We start from the raw sequence: 14,681 nt of genomic DNA, 5'->3' as shown, positions 1-14,681 counted from the left end.
ACTCTATCGCGCCGCCGCGCCGGCGGAAACGCCTTTCCGCCCGACCCGCCTCAGCGCGTGGCGGTGTAGTAGAAGATGTGGCGGCCGAGCTTGCCGGTTCGCTCGAGCTTGGCCGACCAGAACGGGTTCACGTAATCGGCGTGGTAATGGGTGGAACGCGCGATGTCGCCCTTCCAGGCCCGGCAGCCGCTGTCGCAGCGATAATTGACGGTTGCCACCTGCATCGCCTTCTCGAACGCCTCCTCCTCGCGGATGGTGACGTCGGTCCCGTCGCAGGCAAAGGAGAACTGGCAGGCGTTCCTCATGTGCTGGTTCTGGTACACCACGTCGCACACCGTGTCGGGATAATAGGCGCTGTCGACTCGGTTGAGGATGACGCGCGCCACCGCGTGCTGGCCGGCCGTGCTCTCGCTGCGCGCCTCGAAATAGACGGCGCGCGCCAGGCATTCGATCTCGGCGCGGTAGCTCTTGAAGAGCGGCGCCAGAACCTCCGATTTGGCGGGCAGCGCGTGGGCCTGCGGCATGGCGGCATGCGCAAGGAAACCGGCGGCCGCGGCCGCGCAGAACAGGCTGGATTTCATTGAATTACCCCGGATTGTTGTCCCGCGGGCCTTCTCGGGGACAAATCTGGCGCGAATCTGAAGCCCCAAGGGCGGCATTGCGGCAATCGAGTGATGATTTGATGCGCTGCCCAAGGGGAAGGGCCACGCGCCCGGCGCCGGGAAAAAGAAAACCCGGCTCAGGGGGGAAGCCGGGCTTTCTCGTTGGGATAGCTACGATTGGAGGTCGTGACGTTTCAATGCGCCAAGGGTCGCATCGGTTCCCGCCCGCTGGACGAAGATCTTGCTGTCGGAGAAGTGCTGGTGATTTCAGGGGATTGCTGGCGATCCCGGCAGGACTCGAACCTGCGACCATCGGCTTAGAAGGCCTATTATGACAATTGATTTCATTGAAGAAAAGGGCGCTATGTCACGCCCATGTCGCGGAAAATTAGCTCAGGATTTCCGATAGTCAGCAAAGAGCGCGTCCGCTGCATCGGCCAGTTCCTTCGTATCATCCTTGCGCGGGAAGAGATGCGAGTAGACATCAGCCGTCACCACGATGGATGAATGGCCCATGCGGGCCTGCACGGTTTTCATGTCCAGCCCGAGGCCGCCGGACTCCTTCGGATTGATCAGCCAGCTCGCATAGAAGTGTCTCAGCGCATGCAGGCCGCTATAGCGCGCCGCAAGGATGGCGTTACCGTCGTCATCCACCTTGCCGGTGTCGATCGTCAGGCTGGCCTTCTTCATGGCGGGGATCAGGCCACGCTTGATGATGTTGGAATGCGACTCGGGATTACCTTGGCCATTCGGGAAGACAAGCTCACCGGGCGGGCACGCAAGCTTCCACTCCTTCAGCGTGTTCACCACGACAGGCGGAACCGGCACCGTCCGCTGGCTGGAATGAGACTTCGTTGATCCGATCTGGCCCCATTTGTCGGAGCGCTGGCGCACGTCGATGGTGGCCCTATCGAAGTCGACGTCCTGCCACCTCAAGCCGCGAAGTTCCGATGATCTCAAACCACTGAAGACGGCGGTTAGCAGGAGAGGGCGCCATCGGCCTTCCAGCCCTGCCAGGAAGGCCTTGATCTCGTCGGGCGCGGGTATGTCGACCCCAACCTGAAGAAGCTTCTTGCTGCGCTTCTCCGAGCCGTTGCGGCGGCGGCTCATCTCCTTCACCGCGTTGCGCGTCACGAGGCCGCGCTCCTGCGCATCGGACAGGATGGCGCCAAGGGCGGTGAGCGCCTTCTTGACCATAGCAGCCGACCGGCCTTCCTCGCGCAGCTTATCGGCGAAACCGCGCACGACAGGAACTGTGATCTTGGACAGTTTCTCGTGGCCGATGAACGGCACGACGTGCAGGTCGAGGCGCTGCCGATAGGCTTCGAGCGTCGACCGCTCCAGTTCGGCGGCTTCGCTTGTGGATATCCACAACTTGCCGGCCTTCTCCACCGTCACCGTGTCGCGGTCGGCAACGTGAGTTCCTTCGCGGACTTCGACCTTGGCCGTAGCGGCGAACTGGTCCGCGTCCTTCTTCTTCGTGAAGGTCTTCAGCCGGCGTTTGCCCTTGGTGTCGGTATAGTCGACCACCCAGGCCGATTTCTCGGCGCCCTTGCTGTCGGTCCAGGTGCGCTTGCGGATGCTCATTCGCCATCGTCCCAAGGAGGAGGCGCGTCCGGATCGCCCCAGTTCTCGCGATAGTATTCTTTAAGCCATCTCTCGATCGCGGCGTAGGCAGCTTCTGGCTCAGCGAATTTAACCTCACCGAGACGAAACCACTTGAGTGCCCGCTCCGGCTTTCCTTCTTCCATCGCCCGGATCGCGGCATAAATGGTGTCGCCACCGAACTTCTTCAGCAGCCCGCGATCAAGCTCCCTTTCCAGATCGTCCGTGGCCACACCGTACTTTTGAACGCGCCTCCACCGGACCATTCTGTCGGAGACCTTTTCCCAATCTTCCATCCCTTTTAACGGAAGCCGCTGCACGTATTGATCGGGCTCCAACCCGGATGCCAAACGATCAGACAACTCATCGAGGGCGTCGACCAGCACCTGCCGGTAAGGAATGTTCGAAGCTGCGTGCGCTTTGCTGATCGCCGAATGAACGCTCTCTAGAACGTCTTCGAGCGTCGGCTCAGGCGGATAGTAGGCTTCCAAAGCCGTAACAATCTCCGAATTCATAGATCGCCCGCTTCTCTCGGCCGCCTTCTTTATGCGGTCGCGCATCCCCGCAGGCAATCGGATCATGAACTGATCCTGCTTATCGCTGGGGTATTGGGACTTCTTTGCCATAACGGAAACGTGAACGCCTGTCTGTGGATAGTAGCGAGTTGCTACATTTCGCAGCTTGCCGCAATCGTCGCGAGTCGCTAGGGTTAATATGTAGCGAATTGGTACGATGAACGGAAGGTAAACATGCAACAGCAGGAAGAACTGGTTTGGGGCGCGAACTCCATCGCCAAATTCATTGGGCGAACCGATCGTCAGACGTTTCACATGCTGAACGCCGGCCTGCTCCCAGCCAAGAAAATTGGCGATCGATGGGTAGCGTCAAAAGCAAAGCTGATTGCGGCATTGACCGAAGAGGACGCCGCATGAGCGTCGCCACCAAAAAGAAAGGCCCGGCGAAGGCTGCAACCTTCCCGGACCACGGTTCCACCACACCGGCTAAGGAAATGGCTATGAACAAGCACTTTAGTAGCACTGAAACCGCCCCGGCGGCAACACCGATCATGGAGCTGGCCGCCCGTTTGAGGAACGCCTATCGGAACGGCGAAGCCGCAGAGGGAGAGGCGAGTGACGCGAGAAGGGCCGGCAATCACTCGCTCGAATGGCGTAGAGAAGCTGCGTATAGCCATTTCGATGACAGCCGGATTTCGTGCAGCCATATGCTTTCGATGGAGCGGGCTACAACGATCGAGGATGCGCTGGTCCAGGTCGGCGCGATGGTCAATCTGCTCGATCTGATCAAGGACGGGTATCCCGAAGAACACGAGGACTATCGCGTCAAAAGCGAGTTCCGCGCCATGGAAAGGCTGCTCTTTTCCGTGTTGGCAGTCCTCGACCAACGATCGGAACGGTCCCTGCCGGACTTGGTGTGCACTTCCTTCGCCAACTTCCATCTCAGCCCGTGGGGCAAGATGGATGACGTTTGTGGGCAGGAGGCGGCCCGATGAGCAACCGCATCAAACTGATCAACGCCATCGATACCTTGGCCGATGCCGAGCATCTGGTCGAAGCTACATTAATGGCGGCACAAGCCCTGACCCGTCAGGAAGGCGACGCCATGCAGGCCGTGATCATGGCGGCGCAAAGGAAGATCGAGAAGTGCAAGGCCCTCCTCTACGTCATCCATGAAGGCGGGAAAGGCGGTGATGCATGAATACCATCATCATCACCACCCGATCCGAAAAGCTGTTGGCCGGCGATCTGCTGGATCGTGGCCTCGACAATCTGCGCACCATCCACATGGCGCTCAACCCAGACAACAAGGGCTGGCTGGACGATAAGACCCTACTTGCAATCTGGGCCTCGCTCGATGGCGTCATTCGAGAACTTGAGCCCTTGCGTGAGGCGCTTCAGAACCCGGGTGCCCATCAGGGCGAGGAAGGCGGTGTTGCATGCGACTGATCCGCGCCCTCATCACCTTCTACCATGTCCGCCGTGCCCTCAGGCACTCCCGGCTTTACCGCCACCATCTAGGGAGGGCTCAGGCCCTCTCCGACAGGAGGTCGGCATGATGGAGGACGATCTCGATAATATGGCCGCAAGGCTGAAGGAGGAATGGGGCGTCAAGGAGTGGCGCCCCACCACCCTCGCCAAGGAACACAAGCCAATCGCCGACAAGCTTCTGGGCAAGGACGAAAGCCAGCGTCTTCAGAACTGGCGGGCCAATTCCCGTCCATTCAAACCGAAGAAGCCGATCGTGGTGGCGGAATACTACGAGGTCCCGTCTCGCGAAACGAGCTACGGTTTCTATGGCGGCGGTTGGCGGATCGACATCCGCGTCAACGGCATCATCCACAAGTCGGTTGACGGGCTCGACCGCGTGACGTGCACTAGGCTGATCGCCGGCTGCCAACGGCGGGGCGTCCAGATCAAGCCGATCATCACGGAATGGATGAAACAGCAGCCACCCAAGCCAGAAAACCGCCGCAAGGCCATTCTGGAGGATCTGGGAGGCTTCAGCCTATGAGCGACGACAAGCGCACCAATGCCGCATCGTTCAAGCTGTCGACCTTGGAAACGTGCACGGCCGACCCTTTCACGAAGCCCACCGATGTGACGCTGCTCGTGGCCTACCTCAAATATATGAAGTGGCCAGCGCGCACCGCGTACCTGACTAATCTCAAGGCGCGGATCATGACCGGGGGCAAGAAGGTCGCGCAATCGACCATCACGCGCAGCCGTGCCCGCCTCGTCAAGCACGGCTATCTCCGGAAGGTAATGGACAAGCTCAATGGGGCTGGCATCTACGAGGTGAACAATCCGCGCGCAGAGATCGTGGCAGACCACGTGGCCATCGCCGAAGAGACCTTGAAGGAATGGGATGCCCAACGGAAGGCCGATGCCCGGCGCAGGGTAAGCAAAATGACTACCCCAAAACAGCTAGAGGGTAAGCAGAATGTGCCGGACAGGGTAAGCATAATGCTCGACAATTCCTTAGATCATTCCCTGGATCGAAGGGCACTGAAGAAGGAACCATGCTCAGGGGACGCTTCTCGCCCGTCCTATGGCGAGTTGCCAGAAGACGACCCCCTCGCGCCCTATCCCGTTCCTCATAGTGAAGATGAACTCGCCAGTGCATTGGCAGATTTTCGGGCGCACGGATTTTCGGCGGCAGTCGTGGGCTATTTCCGCATCGAACTTCTTGCGGGCCGATTGACCCCAGCCATGGTCGAACAACAGCGGAGCTTGGCAGCATGACCCAACTCGACCTCTTCGAATGGGCGGCAAATCGTCCGACAGCGAAAATCCTCGACGCCATACCGCGCATTGCGAAGCGAATGTGGGCTGAACGTCTGGACCCTATCGCCGCTCGGGAGGGCACGCTGGTGCCAATGCCGCTGCGCCATACGGAACAAAGGAAGTCGGCATGACCGAGATCGTCCATCCTGGCGTGGGGGCAAAGAAGCATGGGGGCTGGATTGCTGGCGAATTTTTGGGAGGTGCCGCATGACCTATCGCATGCCAGATGAGCTACGTGACCTGCGACAATGGCTGGCCGAGCGGGGAGCGGATGTCGACAACTTCGCGTCGGAGCGCCAAGCCGCGTTTATCGCTCAGAAATTGGCCGACCAGAGGTTCAAGTTTCCCGCCGACCGAACGGCTTCATGCTTCCCGATCCTGAAAAAGATCCAGGCCATCGTATGCCATGGAGCGAAGGCCAGTCGGCCGGTGCCGAAACCCGGCACGATCGAGTTGGATCAGAGCTCGCCGCGCGGGCCGGTCGCTAAGAAGCAGCCTAATCCTCGAACCGAGGGCGCTAACGGGACGCCAGTAAAGGAGCCCGGGCTCGCGATCTATTGCGATGGAGCATGCGAGCCCAATCCCGGGGCAGGGGGCTGGGGCGTCGCCGTCTATCTTGACGGTAAGGAAATCGACAGTCGTTCCGGCGGACTCGCCGAGACCACCAACAACGCCATGGAACTGACCGGCCTTCTGATGTCGCTGTCGTGGCTGGAAGCCGAGCAGCCGAAGGAGCCAGCGCTGATCCTGTGCGACAGTCAGTATGTCGTTCAGGGCATCAATGACTGGGCTCCAAAGTGGAGAGCCAACGGCTGGCGCCGGAAGGGCGGGAAAGCGAAAGCGGAAAACCAGGCAATTGCCAATCTGGACCTTTGGAAGCTGACCATCGCTGCCAGAGAGCGACTGCCGCATGTCGCGATCGGCTGGGTGCGGGGTCACGCCGGGCACGAGGGCAACGAGCGGGCGGACGAGCTCTCTCTCATTGGGCGGGAGGAATCGTTGCCTGAGCCAGAGGCGGACATGATCGAAGATCAGTTGAGGTACGAAATATGAGCAAGGTTACCGACACCGCTATCGGCAGGGAGGCTCAGCAGGACATGCTTCAAGTCATTGATCCCGCCCGCCGCGGGCCCGTCCCTGATGACGACGCGTGGAAGATGGACTGGATGAATGGCGAGGAGATCATCGTGCAAGAACAGCGGGCCATTGCGGTCTACCGTAACCGGGCAAACGGCGTTGTGATTCGTGCCGAGAGAACATGGGATGAGGAAGAGGACGTGTTTGTCGTTCTATCGTCGGAAACCGCAGTTCGTGCGGTGATCGCCCAGCTGCAGCGCGAACTGGAGCAAGTCGGCTGATGACCCTCGAGATAAATCACACCCAGCCCACCGTATCGCATCGCGTCATTTGGACGGCATCCGCAATCGGGCGGCGCATAGGAACGTCGGCCGATTTTGTCCGTGACAAGCTGGCAAAGGCGCCATGCAGTCCTATCAAGCAGATCGGCGGGCGTTACTGCGTCGTAGAGGCCGATCTGATCGAATTCTTCAGGACACGCCAGCGCTAATTCCTATAATAACCCACTCCAACCCATTGTTTCCGCAAGAGATCGTTTGCGCGCGCGCGTATAATCCACCGCATGACATGGTATGCAGTTCGCACCGCGCCCGGTTCCCAAAAACCCAAACGTGAATACGTGGTCCAGTCCACCTCTCTGGGCTGCGATGGTCGGCCGCGCGGGAAAGGTTACAGGATCATCCCCAGCCTCGATCCGAACGTCTCAGCGATCGAACGCGCGCTGACGGACGCTGGCTTTGACCACTACATGCCGGCCGAGAAGCGGTTGGTCCGGGACCGGCGCCATACTCACCTCTGGAAGGTGCGCCGGTTCGCACTCATGGTCGGTTACATCTTCGTCCGAGAGCCAGACTGGGGCGTGCTGAGAGAAACGCCCGGTGTTCTGGGCATCGTGGCATCGCCAAAGGGGGAGCCACTACCTCTACGCCTGGAAGACATCCTGCTGGTTCGCGCCGCCGAGGCGAAGACCGAAGTGGAGTTCGATCGGCAAACCAGAGAAGCCCGCAAGAAGCTGCGGAAGAATGCCAAGTCGGATCCGCGGCTGCAGATGTTGGTCCAGAAGCTGGATATTGCCGGAACCATCTCCATGCCATTGGATAGTGAAGCCGTCCTCGACGTGGCTGCTTGAGTAGCCATCTCGCCTAAATGTCGCCGTCGGTGAGGCGGCTGTCGCGTCCGAGCACAGATTTCTGTACGCTAATCGGAAAAGCATGGGAGAGTTTGATGCTTGTCGCACAACGAGTGAACGATTTCATCACCGGGCTCCGTCCAGATGCCGTTTGCGACAGATGCCTATGTGAGGCCATGAGCTTTAACTCGCATGCCCATGCTGCACAAATTACAGGCGCGCTCGGCACCACCTCGGACTTCGACCGGCGGCAGGGCCAATGCAGTCTGTGCAAGAATGAGAGAACTGTGATTCGCGCCAATCGGACCTGAAGGACAGAATCAGCGCAAACAACTACTACCGCGGCTTGACTTCGTTTCGCATCCGAAACTATATTGAGTTCGGTGATTTGGCGCGACGGGGATACGTCCCGGCGCCCGGCGGAGAGGTTCACCACTCCGCGCTGCGGAGGTTTATGTCCGTCCACTGGTCACCAGAGGCAGACCTTCGCATCATCCAGATCGTACGCCCCGTCCACGCAAGACCGGATCTGCCTGATCTTCCGCTCTGCATCGTCGAACTCGGATTGCAGGTTGTTAAAGCGCCGAACCAAGTCATTGTACTGGCCCCTCAGCCGCTCGCATTCGTCTGCCAACTCTTCAAGCGTCGATTTGCACACGAAGCCACGAAAGTTGCACGTGAAATGGTTGAAGCAGGTCGAGTTGCTGTCGACGACCTTGTCACCATAATCGAGACAGGCCGCGCGTTTGCCCCATGGGCAGGTGAAAGAAGATTGAGCGAAGCCGGGTTGAGTGCCGAGGCTTGGCACAGCACCAAAAGCAAGGAATGCCGCTGCCGCCGCCACTAGCGAAGTTCTAAGTACCTTCATCGGATGCCCCCGCTCTCCGTGGTCAAACCTGTCAGACCTGACCACCATCGCAGCGGCTCGACAACCCCGTTGGGCGGTTTTGATCAGATGACAGGACGCATCGCCAGTCACGCGTATCTCTACAACTCGGCAGCCTGGCGCGGACCCCACGGCCTCCGAAAGCAGGCCCTCCGGCGCGACAAATTCACCTGCCAGCGCTGCGGCTGCATGCTGGTAGCGGGCAGCCCCAACCACCCTCGCGCCGCGACGGTCAATCACCGCATCGCGCACCGTGGCGACGCGGAACTGTTCTTCGACCTAGAGAACGTCGAGAGCGTCTGTAAGACGTGCCACGACGGTCTCATCCAGCGTGAGGAAGAGCGCGGCTATAAGGTTGGATGTGATGGGGAGGGACGGCCGGTTGATCCGGCACATCCTTGGAATTTGGAATAACGCGACTTCCGGCTGGCTAGACTCTGATCAGGTTTCCCGCTTTCATGTAACCGAAAGCAGAATAGGGGGGACTTTGTGAAAAAGGTCGGTCATTATCGCCGCGCTGTTTGGCTTCAGAGCCGGGGTACCACACTCCAGAGCGCGCTCGGACGGGCGATAGCTGCCATACCTGCGCAAACACTTCACGCCTTCGACGTGAATGACGACGAACAGTGCCTTGTGGCCGTGGCGAATTCAGTGGCAGGTTCGGTATTTCTTCATTTAGTCGTTTATGAACAAGGCGCTGGTGCTGCGGTTATTAGTACCCTGACGCGAGCCCGACAGGCGAATGCTAATGAAGAACCGCCGCCGGCCGGGCGCGAGTACATCATTTCCCAAGTCTTTTGCCACGTTCAAGGTAACCACGTCATTTGGACGACGCACAACACGCCTCTGCGCGATGCGTCCATTTACATGCTGTTCGCAGGTTTTTTGGAATCGCTGATTGGAGCCCAGGCCCCAACCCAATTTGGGCTTCGCGCAATACTGGATCAAGCGGCCTACCGACGCGCTTTTCAGCGGGGAATTGAGGAGATAGATCTGGGGCTCGGCGATTTCCGATCCACGCTTGAGCGCCTTGTGAGTGGCGGCAATTTGCCGAGGATGGGGTTCGTAGATCATTTAAGATCGCTGGTGGGAACTACGCCAACACGACAGGAACTCGAAGCGGCTGCCATGGTAGAAGGCAGGCTGACACTTCGCCCAGGCCGCGACTGGAGCCATCCGCAAGTGGCGAGCGTGCTGTCAAAGGTGGCTAGGTCAGTCGTCGCCAACCACAGTGATGAGTTTACAATCCTTACCAAAGATGGGCTGCGTTTGACCCGCGACAAGATGACCGTGCAGCGCGATTACCGGGTCGACGGCAATAAGCGCGTGCTCAATCAGCCTCAAGTACGTCAGTCCCTGCAGCGCATATTCGGTGAACTACAGAATGCCGGAGTGATAACTTGAAACAAAGCGTATCAGTCGAACGTCTGGCTTTCGCGATAGCTGTGATATTAATTTCGGCTGGAGCTTCCTATTTTCTGGCTGAGCCGCTGCGCCTGTCGGAAAAGCCTTCGGAATATATAGCTGTAATTTTCTCGATTTTAGCTGCTGCACTATTTGCGGTAATCGCAATTATTGGGGATCCGAGTATGCTTCTACCTGGAGGCGTGCGAGTGGGTTGGGAGAGCGCGAAGTCAATTCAAGCAAATCTGCAAAAGTTTAATCATCTATTTCTTTTGTACCTTTGCACTCTTGGCCTTCTTGTAATATGTGAGATTGTTAAAAGCGAGAAAGCGGATAGTTTTTATTGGCTTTATTACGTATACACGTTCTTTGCATCGTTCGGTTTTATAGCGTCTCTTGCGCTACCGTATGAGCTTTCGCGGGTCCAAAGCCAGCGGCTCGCTGAGGAAATCGACGCACGATCTCGTGGCGGATCTACATCCTTTTAGCCTCATCAGGTAGGGGCGGCCGCAATCCCTTTTTCGATCGCGCCGGCAACCCGACCCCCACCTCCGAATTCACCGAGACCAGTTTCAGAACAAAAAGTTGAGGCCATCCCGAAGGGATGAGGTGTCATGGATGTGATTGAAGGGACCGGCGCGATCGTTGCGGAGCCGGATTGGCCCTCGCTGTTTTCGGACGTGCTTGAGATTGCAGCTGCGCAGGAGCATTGGCGCGTCATCACGATCGAGCTGAGGGAACGACAGTTGCTTGCCGCGGCCAACGGGCACTCGATCCAGCGGCTCGTCTGCGCCTACGTGATGTTCGATCGCATGTATCGGGAAGTTGCTGAGCAGGGCGTCGTCATGAAGCCCAAGCGCGGGAATCCGAAATCGATCGCCAGGGTTAGCCCCTACTTCACGGCACTGCGGGAAGCAGGATCCGACGCCACGGCCCTTGAAGGCGAGTTGGGACTGTCGCCGCGTCGCCGTGGTGCGGTGACGAAAGCTGAACGCAAGGTCAAGCGAGAACGGGCGGCGGATGCGTATCTCGGCAAGACCGGCAGCAAATGACCCGGCGACGACCTATGCCTGCGATGTCCTCGACGGGAAGGTGGTTGCCGGTGGTTTGGTCAAGGAAGCGTGCAAGCGGCATCTGAGGGATTTGGACACCGGGTCGGCGCGGGGCCTGACCTATGACGCGGATCACGCGAAACACAAATGTGGGTTCTTCCCGGCTGTCCTGACAGTGACGGAAGGCACGGCGGCGGGCCAGCCCTTCCACCTGCTGCCGTGGCACGGCTTCACGGTGGCATCGCTTCACGGCTGGAGACGGTCGGACGGGCTGCGTCGGTTCCGCATGGCATGGCTGGAGACAGGAAAGGGGCAGGCAAAGTCGCCGCTCATGGCCGGCATGGGCGTCGACATGATGGGCTTCGACGGCAAGGAACGTTCGGAGGTCTATGCCATTGCAGGCGACAAAGATCAGGCGAACGTCTTGTTCAAGGACGCTGTTGCCATGTGCCGGTCGACCATTCCCGACTGTGACGAAGGCGACACGCTGGAGGCGCGGGGCACGGTCATCATTCGCGGCGTGGGGGACAATGCATGGAAGATCGAGCACCGGGAGACCGGATCGAAGTTTCAATCCATGGCAAGCGTGGATTCGATATCTGGTCCGCGCCCCTATGCGGTTCTGGCTGACGAGATCCACGAATTCAAATCGTCCTATCCGCTACAGATTTGGAAGGCGGCGATCGACAAGATGAGCGGCGACCCGCTCATGATCCTGGGGACCAACACGCCAGCGTCAAACCAGATCGTCGGGACGGAGTATTCCGAGCTCTTTCAGAAGGTGGTGAGCGGTCAGGCCGAAGATGACAGCCTGTTCGGCTTCATCGCGCGGGTGGACAAGGCGGACTACGACACCGTCTTCGATGATGAGGCGTGCTGGCAGAAGGCTCTACCCGCGCTCGGCGTCACCTATCCGATCGACAATATCCGGAAGCGGGTCATCACAGCCAAGCTGATGTTGACTGAAGCACTGTCTACCAAGCGGCTCTATTTTGGCATCCCGGTGGGAACCGAAGGCTTCTGGATCTCGGAGGAGGCCTGGAATTCAGTTCAGGGCGAGGTGAACGACGCCGAGTTGAAGGGCAGCCCATGCTGGCTGTCGCTGGATCTGTCGAAGAAGAACGATCTCACGGCGCTGTCTGCGTGCTGGCGCAAGGACGGGCATCTGTACGTCAAGACTTGGTACTTCACCACGAAGACGGGCATTCACGATCGCTCGCGTGACGACAACGCACCCTATGCCGATTGGGCAGAGAAAGGGGTGATTGAGGCCGTTCCCGGCGCGACGATCGATTACGAGTTCGTCGCGGCCAAGGTGCAGGCGATCAGCGGAGAGCACAATGTTCAGTTCCTGACGTTCGACCCCGCCAAGATCGGCGACTTCATCGACGCCTGTGGCCGGATTGGCTTCGATGTGTGGAAGTTCGAGGGGCCGGACAAGCCGACCGGCGAAGGCCTGATGCTGGTCAGCCATGGCCAGGGCACGCGGGTGGTCTTCCAGGATCGCGCCTTGTGCATGCCTCGCTCGGTTGAGCAACTGGAAGACGTAATCCTGGCAGGGAACATCACGATTGAGGCGAGCCCGGTGACCACGATGTGCGCCGCCAACGCGGCGATCACCTCCGATGCAATGAACAACCGGGCCTTCGACAAGAAGCGCAGCCGGGGAAGGATCGACGGCATGGTCTCGATCGCTCAGGCCGTAGGCGCCTCCAATGCCGATCTGGTGCCGGCATCTCCATCGTCACCATGGGACGATCCCGACTACAAATACGAGGCAGCCTGATGGGCTTTATGAACAGGTTGCTTGGAAGGGAAGAGCGGTCTTCCGTCGAAAACCCGAGCGTGCCGATCTCCTCGCCGAACATAGTCGCCTTCCTCGGTCTCGACGCCATGTCGGCTTCCGGGGAGACGGTGACGATCGACAGCGCGCTTGGCGTTCCAGCCGTGTGGGCGGCCGCGAACTTTCTTCCCGGCACGCTCGCTGGCTTGCCGCTCCACCTCTACAAGCGGACCAGCAGCGGGAGGGAGCGGGCCAGTGGCGGCCTCGCCACCGTGCTGCACGATGCCGTCAATCCTGGCATGTCGTCCTTCGACTGGCGGATCTATATGTTCGGACAGGTCTTCACCGAGGGACGTGGTGTCACGTTCATCGAGCGGAACGCGACCGGCAAGCCCATGAACCTGTGGCCGCTCGATCCGGGCGGTGTGACCGTCAAGCGGAAGAATGGCCAGAAGGTCTACGAATACCGCGACGGACAGTCACGGAAGGTTGTCTACGAAGCGAGCGAAGTCATCGACATCCCGTTCATGCTCAAGCGGGACATGCTGGGGCACCGCTCGCCAATCCTGACGAACAAGGACGTGGTCGGTCTGGCGCAGGCCGTCACCAGGTACGGATCGAAATTCTTTCAGAACGGCGGTGTGCCGCCCTTTGCGATTACCGGCCCGTTCCAGTCGGCGGGAGCACTGCAGCGATCTGCGGATGATCTGGCTGCGGCCGTCCAGAAGGCTGCGAAGGAAAATCGCCTGGCGCTTTCGCTCCCGCCTGGCCATGACATCAAACAGCTTGGCGTCGATCCGGAGAAGTCGCAACTCGTCGAGCTGCAGCGCTTTATCATCGAGCAGATCGCGCGCATCTACTCCCTGCCGCCCGTGTTCCTCCAGGACCTGACGCACGGCACCTTTTCCAACACTGAGCAGCAGGATCTGCATCTGGTCAAACACACCATCAAGCGATGGGTGGAGCAATTCGAGCAGGAATTGAACCTGAAGCTCTTCGGGCGGAACAACAATCGCCAGTACGCCGAGATGAACGTCGACGGCCTTCTGCGCGGCGATTTCAAAGCGCGAATGGAGGGTTACGCCAAGGGCATCCAGAACGCGATTCTCAAGCCCAACGAGGTGCGCCGGCGCGAAAACCTTCCCGACGATCCCGAGGGCGACAAGCTGCTGGTCCAGGGCGCGACGGTGCCTCTTGGTAGCCAGCCCAACCAGACCCAACCTCCCGCAGGAGATGACGATGACGCGTGAAATCCGCGGCGGCATTCCCGCCGAAATCCGGGACGAGGATGACGGCATCCGGGTCTCCGGCTACGCCGCCGTGTTCAACGAGGAGGCGGACATTGCCGGCCTGTTCCGTGAGATCATCACTCCCGGCGCGTTCAGGGAAGCGATCGGTCGCGACGACGTGCCCTTTCTGATCCAGCATTCGGGGCTGCCACTGGCGCGCAGCAAGTCGGGCACCCTGACGCTGATCGAAGACAGCAAGGGCCTCCGCATGGAGACGGTGCTCGATCCAGATGATCCTGATGTTCAGCGCATCGTGCCGAAAATGAAGCGAGGCGACCTGTCCAAGATGAGCTTCGCCTTCAAGGCCAAACGGCAGAAGTGGGACGACACGCAGGATCCGCCGCTGCGAAAGGTTGAGGAGGTCGAATTGCTGGATGTGTCCATCGTCACGATGCCCGCTTACGACGGAACCGAGATCGGGCTTCGAAGCCTGAAGCAGCACCGTGAACAGGTGCGCAGGACCGAGAATTTCCATGCGGCGCAGAAACGCGTCCGCATGAAAATGGACCTTGCTCTTCGGGAGCGAGAGAACGGCTGACAGCTGCCTGCTGC

General features: G+C 59.5%; 21 protein-coding genes. 17 read left to right on the top strand and 4 right to left on the bottom strand.

All coding sequences use genetic code 11. From position 1 onward, the window contains the following. Nucleotides 1-50 precede the first annotated feature (50 nt). The 3 genes from GRZ55_RS11740 to GRZ55_RS11730 form a co-directional block, all read right to left on the bottom strand. Nucleotides 51-581: a cell wall hydrolase gene (locus tag GRZ55_RS11740; protein ID WP_169287121.1), complete on the bottom strand. Its 531-nt coding sequence runs from the start codon at nucleotides 579-581 to the stop codon at nucleotides 51-53. A gap of 414 nt (nucleotides 582-995) precedes the next feature. Beyond that, nucleotides 996-2,189: a site-specific integrase gene (locus tag GRZ55_RS11735; RefSeq protein ID WP_169287120.1), complete on the bottom strand. Its 1,194-nt coding sequence runs from the start codon at nucleotides 2,187-2,189 to the stop codon at nucleotides 996-998. Then, a complete protein-coding gene (locus GRZ55_RS11730; RefSeq protein WP_169287119.1) occupies nucleotides 2,186-2,833 on the bottom strand; it encodes an Arc family DNA-binding protein in 648 nt (215 codons plus the stop codon). Before GRZ55_RS11730 ends, GRZ55_RS11735 begins: the two co-directional genes overlap by 4 nt. 123 nt (nucleotides 2,834-2,956) lie before the next feature. Between GRZ55_RS11730 and GRZ55_RS11725 the strand changes: the two genes are divergently transcribed. The 10 genes from GRZ55_RS11725 to GRZ55_RS11680 all read left to right on the top strand — a co-directional run bounded on the left by GRZ55_RS11725 (nucleotide 2,957) and on the right by GRZ55_RS11680 (nucleotide 7,715). After that, entirely contained in the window at nucleotides 2,957-3,139 is a 183-nt protein-coding gene (locus tag GRZ55_RS11725) for a DNA-binding protein (RefSeq protein WP_169287118.1), read from the top strand. Continuing rightward, nucleotides 3,136-3,717, top strand: a complete 582-nt coding sequence (locus GRZ55_RS11720) for a hypothetical protein (RefSeq protein WP_169287117.1) — start codon at nucleotides 3,136-3,138, stop codon at nucleotides 3,715-3,717. The genes GRZ55_RS11725 and GRZ55_RS11720 overlap by 4 nt, the downstream gene beginning before the upstream one ends. Beyond that, complete coding sequence (locus GRZ55_RS11715) at nucleotides 3,714-3,923, top strand: hypothetical protein (RefSeq protein ID WP_169287116.1); 210 nt, start codon at nucleotides 3,714-3,716, stop codon at nucleotides 3,921-3,923. The genes GRZ55_RS11720 and GRZ55_RS11715 overlap by 4 nt, the downstream gene beginning before the upstream one ends. Then, nucleotides 3,920-4,171 (top strand): hypothetical protein, encoded by a 252-nt coding sequence (locus GRZ55_RS11710; protein ID WP_169287115.1) that lies wholly within the window; start codon nucleotides 3,920-3,922, stop codon nucleotides 4,169-4,171. The genes GRZ55_RS11715 and GRZ55_RS11710 overlap by 4 nt, the downstream gene beginning before the upstream one ends. A 106-nt stretch (nucleotides 4,172-4,277) precedes the next feature. Next, the gene (locus GRZ55_RS11705; RefSeq protein WP_169287114.1) at nucleotides 4,278-4,736 is read left to right on the top strand and encodes a hypothetical protein; all 459 of its coding nucleotides are present in this window, start codon (nucleotides 4,278-4,280) and stop codon (nucleotides 4,734-4,736) included. Further along, complete coding sequence (locus GRZ55_RS11700; protein WP_169287113.1) at nucleotides 4,733-5,467, top strand: hypothetical protein; 735 nt, start codon at nucleotides 4,733-4,735, stop codon at nucleotides 5,465-5,467. The genes GRZ55_RS11705 and GRZ55_RS11700 overlap by 4 nt, the downstream gene beginning before the upstream one ends. Further along, nucleotides 5,464-5,640 carry a hypothetical protein gene (locus GRZ55_RS11695; protein ID WP_169287112.1) on the top strand — a complete coding sequence of 59 codons (177 nt, stop codon included), beginning with the start codon at nucleotides 5,464-5,466 and terminating at the stop codon, nucleotides 5,638-5,640. Before GRZ55_RS11700 ends, GRZ55_RS11695 begins: the two co-directional genes overlap by 4 nt. A gap of 76 nt (nucleotides 5,641-5,716) precedes the next feature. Further along, nucleotides 5,717-6,562: a ribonuclease H gene (locus tag GRZ55_RS11690; protein WP_169287111.1), complete on the top strand. Its 846-nt coding sequence runs from the start codon at nucleotides 5,717-5,719 to the stop codon at nucleotides 6,560-6,562. After that, complete coding sequence (locus GRZ55_RS11685) at nucleotides 6,559-6,867, top strand: hypothetical protein (RefSeq protein ID WP_169287110.1); 309 nt, start codon at nucleotides 6,559-6,561, stop codon at nucleotides 6,865-6,867. Before GRZ55_RS11690 ends, GRZ55_RS11685 begins: the two co-directional genes overlap by 4 nt. A gap of 281 nt (nucleotides 6,868-7,148) precedes the next feature. After that, nucleotides 7,149-7,715, top strand: coding sequence for a transcription termination/antitermination protein NusG (locus GRZ55_RS11680; RefSeq protein WP_169287109.1), 567 nt, complete (start codon nucleotides 7,149-7,151; stop codon nucleotides 7,713-7,715). A gap of 469 nt (nucleotides 7,716-8,184) precedes the next feature. On the opposite strand, the gene GRZ55_RS11675 is transcribed toward GRZ55_RS11680, so the two are convergent. Beyond that, entirely contained in the window at nucleotides 8,185-8,583 is a 399-nt protein-coding gene (locus tag GRZ55_RS11675; RefSeq protein WP_169287108.1) for a hypothetical protein, read from the bottom strand. An 87-nt stretch (nucleotides 8,584-8,670) separates the two neighbouring features. Between GRZ55_RS11675 and GRZ55_RS11670 the strand changes: the two genes are divergently transcribed. The 7 genes from GRZ55_RS11670 (at nucleotide 8,671) to GRZ55_RS11640 (ending at nucleotide 14,667) form a co-directional block, all read left to right on the top strand. Next, nucleotides 8,671-9,015: an HNH endonuclease gene (locus GRZ55_RS11670; protein ID WP_169287107.1), complete on the top strand. Its 345-nt coding sequence runs from the start codon at nucleotides 8,671-8,673 to the stop codon at nucleotides 9,013-9,015. Nucleotides 9,016-9,090: 75 nt separating this feature from the next. After that, nucleotides 9,091-10,005, top strand: coding sequence for a hypothetical protein (locus tag GRZ55_RS11665; RefSeq protein ID WP_169287106.1), 915 nt, complete (start codon nucleotides 9,091-9,093; stop codon nucleotides 10,003-10,005). Then, nucleotides 10,002-10,493, top strand: coding sequence for a hypothetical protein (locus tag GRZ55_RS11660; protein ID WP_169287105.1), 492 nt, complete (start codon nucleotides 10,002-10,004; stop codon nucleotides 10,491-10,493). The genes GRZ55_RS11665 and GRZ55_RS11660 overlap by 4 nt, the downstream gene beginning before the upstream one ends. A gap of 126 nt (nucleotides 10,494-10,619) precedes the next feature. Further along, complete coding sequence (locus GRZ55_RS11655) at nucleotides 10,620-11,057, top strand: P27 family phage terminase small subunit (protein ID WP_169287104.1); 438 nt, start codon at nucleotides 10,620-10,622, stop codon at nucleotides 11,055-11,057. Next, complete coding sequence (locus GRZ55_RS11650; protein ID WP_169287103.1) at nucleotides 11,026-12,843, top strand: terminase TerL endonuclease subunit; 1,818 nt, start codon at nucleotides 11,026-11,028, stop codon at nucleotides 12,841-12,843. The genes GRZ55_RS11655 and GRZ55_RS11650 overlap by 32 nt, the downstream gene beginning before the upstream one ends. A 128-nt stretch (nucleotides 12,844-12,971) precedes the next feature. Further along, entirely contained in the window at nucleotides 12,972-14,090 is a 1,119-nt protein-coding gene (locus GRZ55_RS11645; protein WP_169287102.1) for a phage portal protein, read from the top strand. Continuing rightward, complete coding sequence (locus GRZ55_RS11640) at nucleotides 14,080-14,667, top strand: HK97 family phage prohead protease (protein ID WP_169287101.1); 588 nt, start codon at nucleotides 14,080-14,082, stop codon at nucleotides 14,665-14,667. Before GRZ55_RS11645 ends, GRZ55_RS11640 begins: the two co-directional genes overlap by 11 nt. Nucleotides 14,668-14,681: the final 14 nt, after the last annotated feature.

This window comes from Chelativorans sp. ZYF759, assembly GCF_012911015.1.
In the GTDB taxonomy this organism is placed as follows: Bacteria; Pseudomonadota; Alphaproteobacteria; order Rhizobiales; family Rhizobiaceae; genus ZYF759.
Note: the sequence above shows the minus strand (reverse complement) of the source record. Positions and strands in the feature narration are given on the sequence as shown.

Coding starts and splice junctions, on each gene's coding strand:
- GRZ55_RS11705 (WP_169287114.1), top strand. CDS start 4,278: ATGATGGAGGACGATCTCGATAATATGGCCGCAAGGCTGAAGGAGGAA.
- GRZ55_RS11680 (WP_169287109.1), top strand. CDS start 7,149: ATGACATGGTATGCAGTTCGCACCGCGCCCGGTTCCCAAAAACCCAAA.
- GRZ55_RS11695 (WP_169287112.1), top strand. CDS start 5,464: ATGACCCAACTCGACCTCTTCGAATGGGCGGCAAATCGTCCGACAGCG.
- GRZ55_RS11735 (WP_169287120.1), bottom strand. CDS start 2,189: ATGAGCATCCGCAAGCGCACCTGGACCGACAGCAAGGGCGCCGAGAAA.
- GRZ55_RS11710 (WP_169287115.1), top strand. CDS start 3,920: ATGAATACCATCATCATCACCACCCGATCCGAAAAGCTGTTGGCCGGC.
- GRZ55_RS11650 (WP_169287103.1), top strand. CDS start 11,026: ATGCGTATCTCGGCAAGACCGGCAGCAAATGACCCGGCGACGACCTAT.
- GRZ55_RS11715 (WP_169287116.1), top strand. CDS start 3,714: ATGAGCAACCGCATCAAACTGATCAACGCCATCGATACCTTGGCCGAT.
- GRZ55_RS11730 (WP_169287119.1), bottom strand. CDS start 2,833: ATGGCAAAGAAGTCCCAATACCCCAGCGATAAGCAGGATCAGTTCATG.
- GRZ55_RS11685 (WP_169287110.1), top strand. CDS start 6,559: ATGAGCAAGGTTACCGACACCGCTATCGGCAGGGAGGCTCAGCAGGAC.
- GRZ55_RS11670 (WP_169287107.1), top strand. CDS start 8,671: ATGACAGGACGCATCGCCAGTCACGCGTATCTCTACAACTCGGCAGCC.
- GRZ55_RS11655 (WP_169287104.1), top strand. CDS start 10,620: ATGGATGTGATTGAAGGGACCGGCGCGATCGTTGCGGAGCCGGATTGG.
- GRZ55_RS11720 (WP_169287117.1), top strand. CDS start 3,136: ATGAGCGTCGCCACCAAAAAGAAAGGCCCGGCGAAGGCTGCAACCTTC.
- GRZ55_RS11700 (WP_169287113.1), top strand. CDS start 4,733: ATGAGCGACGACAAGCGCACCAATGCCGCATCGTTCAAGCTGTCGACC.
- GRZ55_RS11725 (WP_169287118.1), top strand. CDS start 2,957: ATGCAACAGCAGGAAGAACTGGTTTGGGGCGCGAACTCCATCGCCAAA.
- GRZ55_RS11675 (WP_169287108.1), bottom strand. CDS start 8,583: ATGAAGGTACTTAGAACTTCGCTAGTGGCGGCGGCAGCGGCATTCCTT.
- GRZ55_RS11740 (WP_169287121.1), bottom strand. CDS start 581: ATGAAATCCAGCCTGTTCTGCGCGGCCGCGGCCGCCGGTTTCCTTGCG.
- GRZ55_RS11690 (WP_169287111.1), top strand. CDS start 5,717: ATGACCTATCGCATGCCAGATGAGCTACGTGACCTGCGACAATGGCTG.
- GRZ55_RS11640 (WP_169287101.1), top strand. CDS start 14,080: ATGACGCGTGAAATCCGCGGCGGCATTCCCGCCGAAATCCGGGACGAG.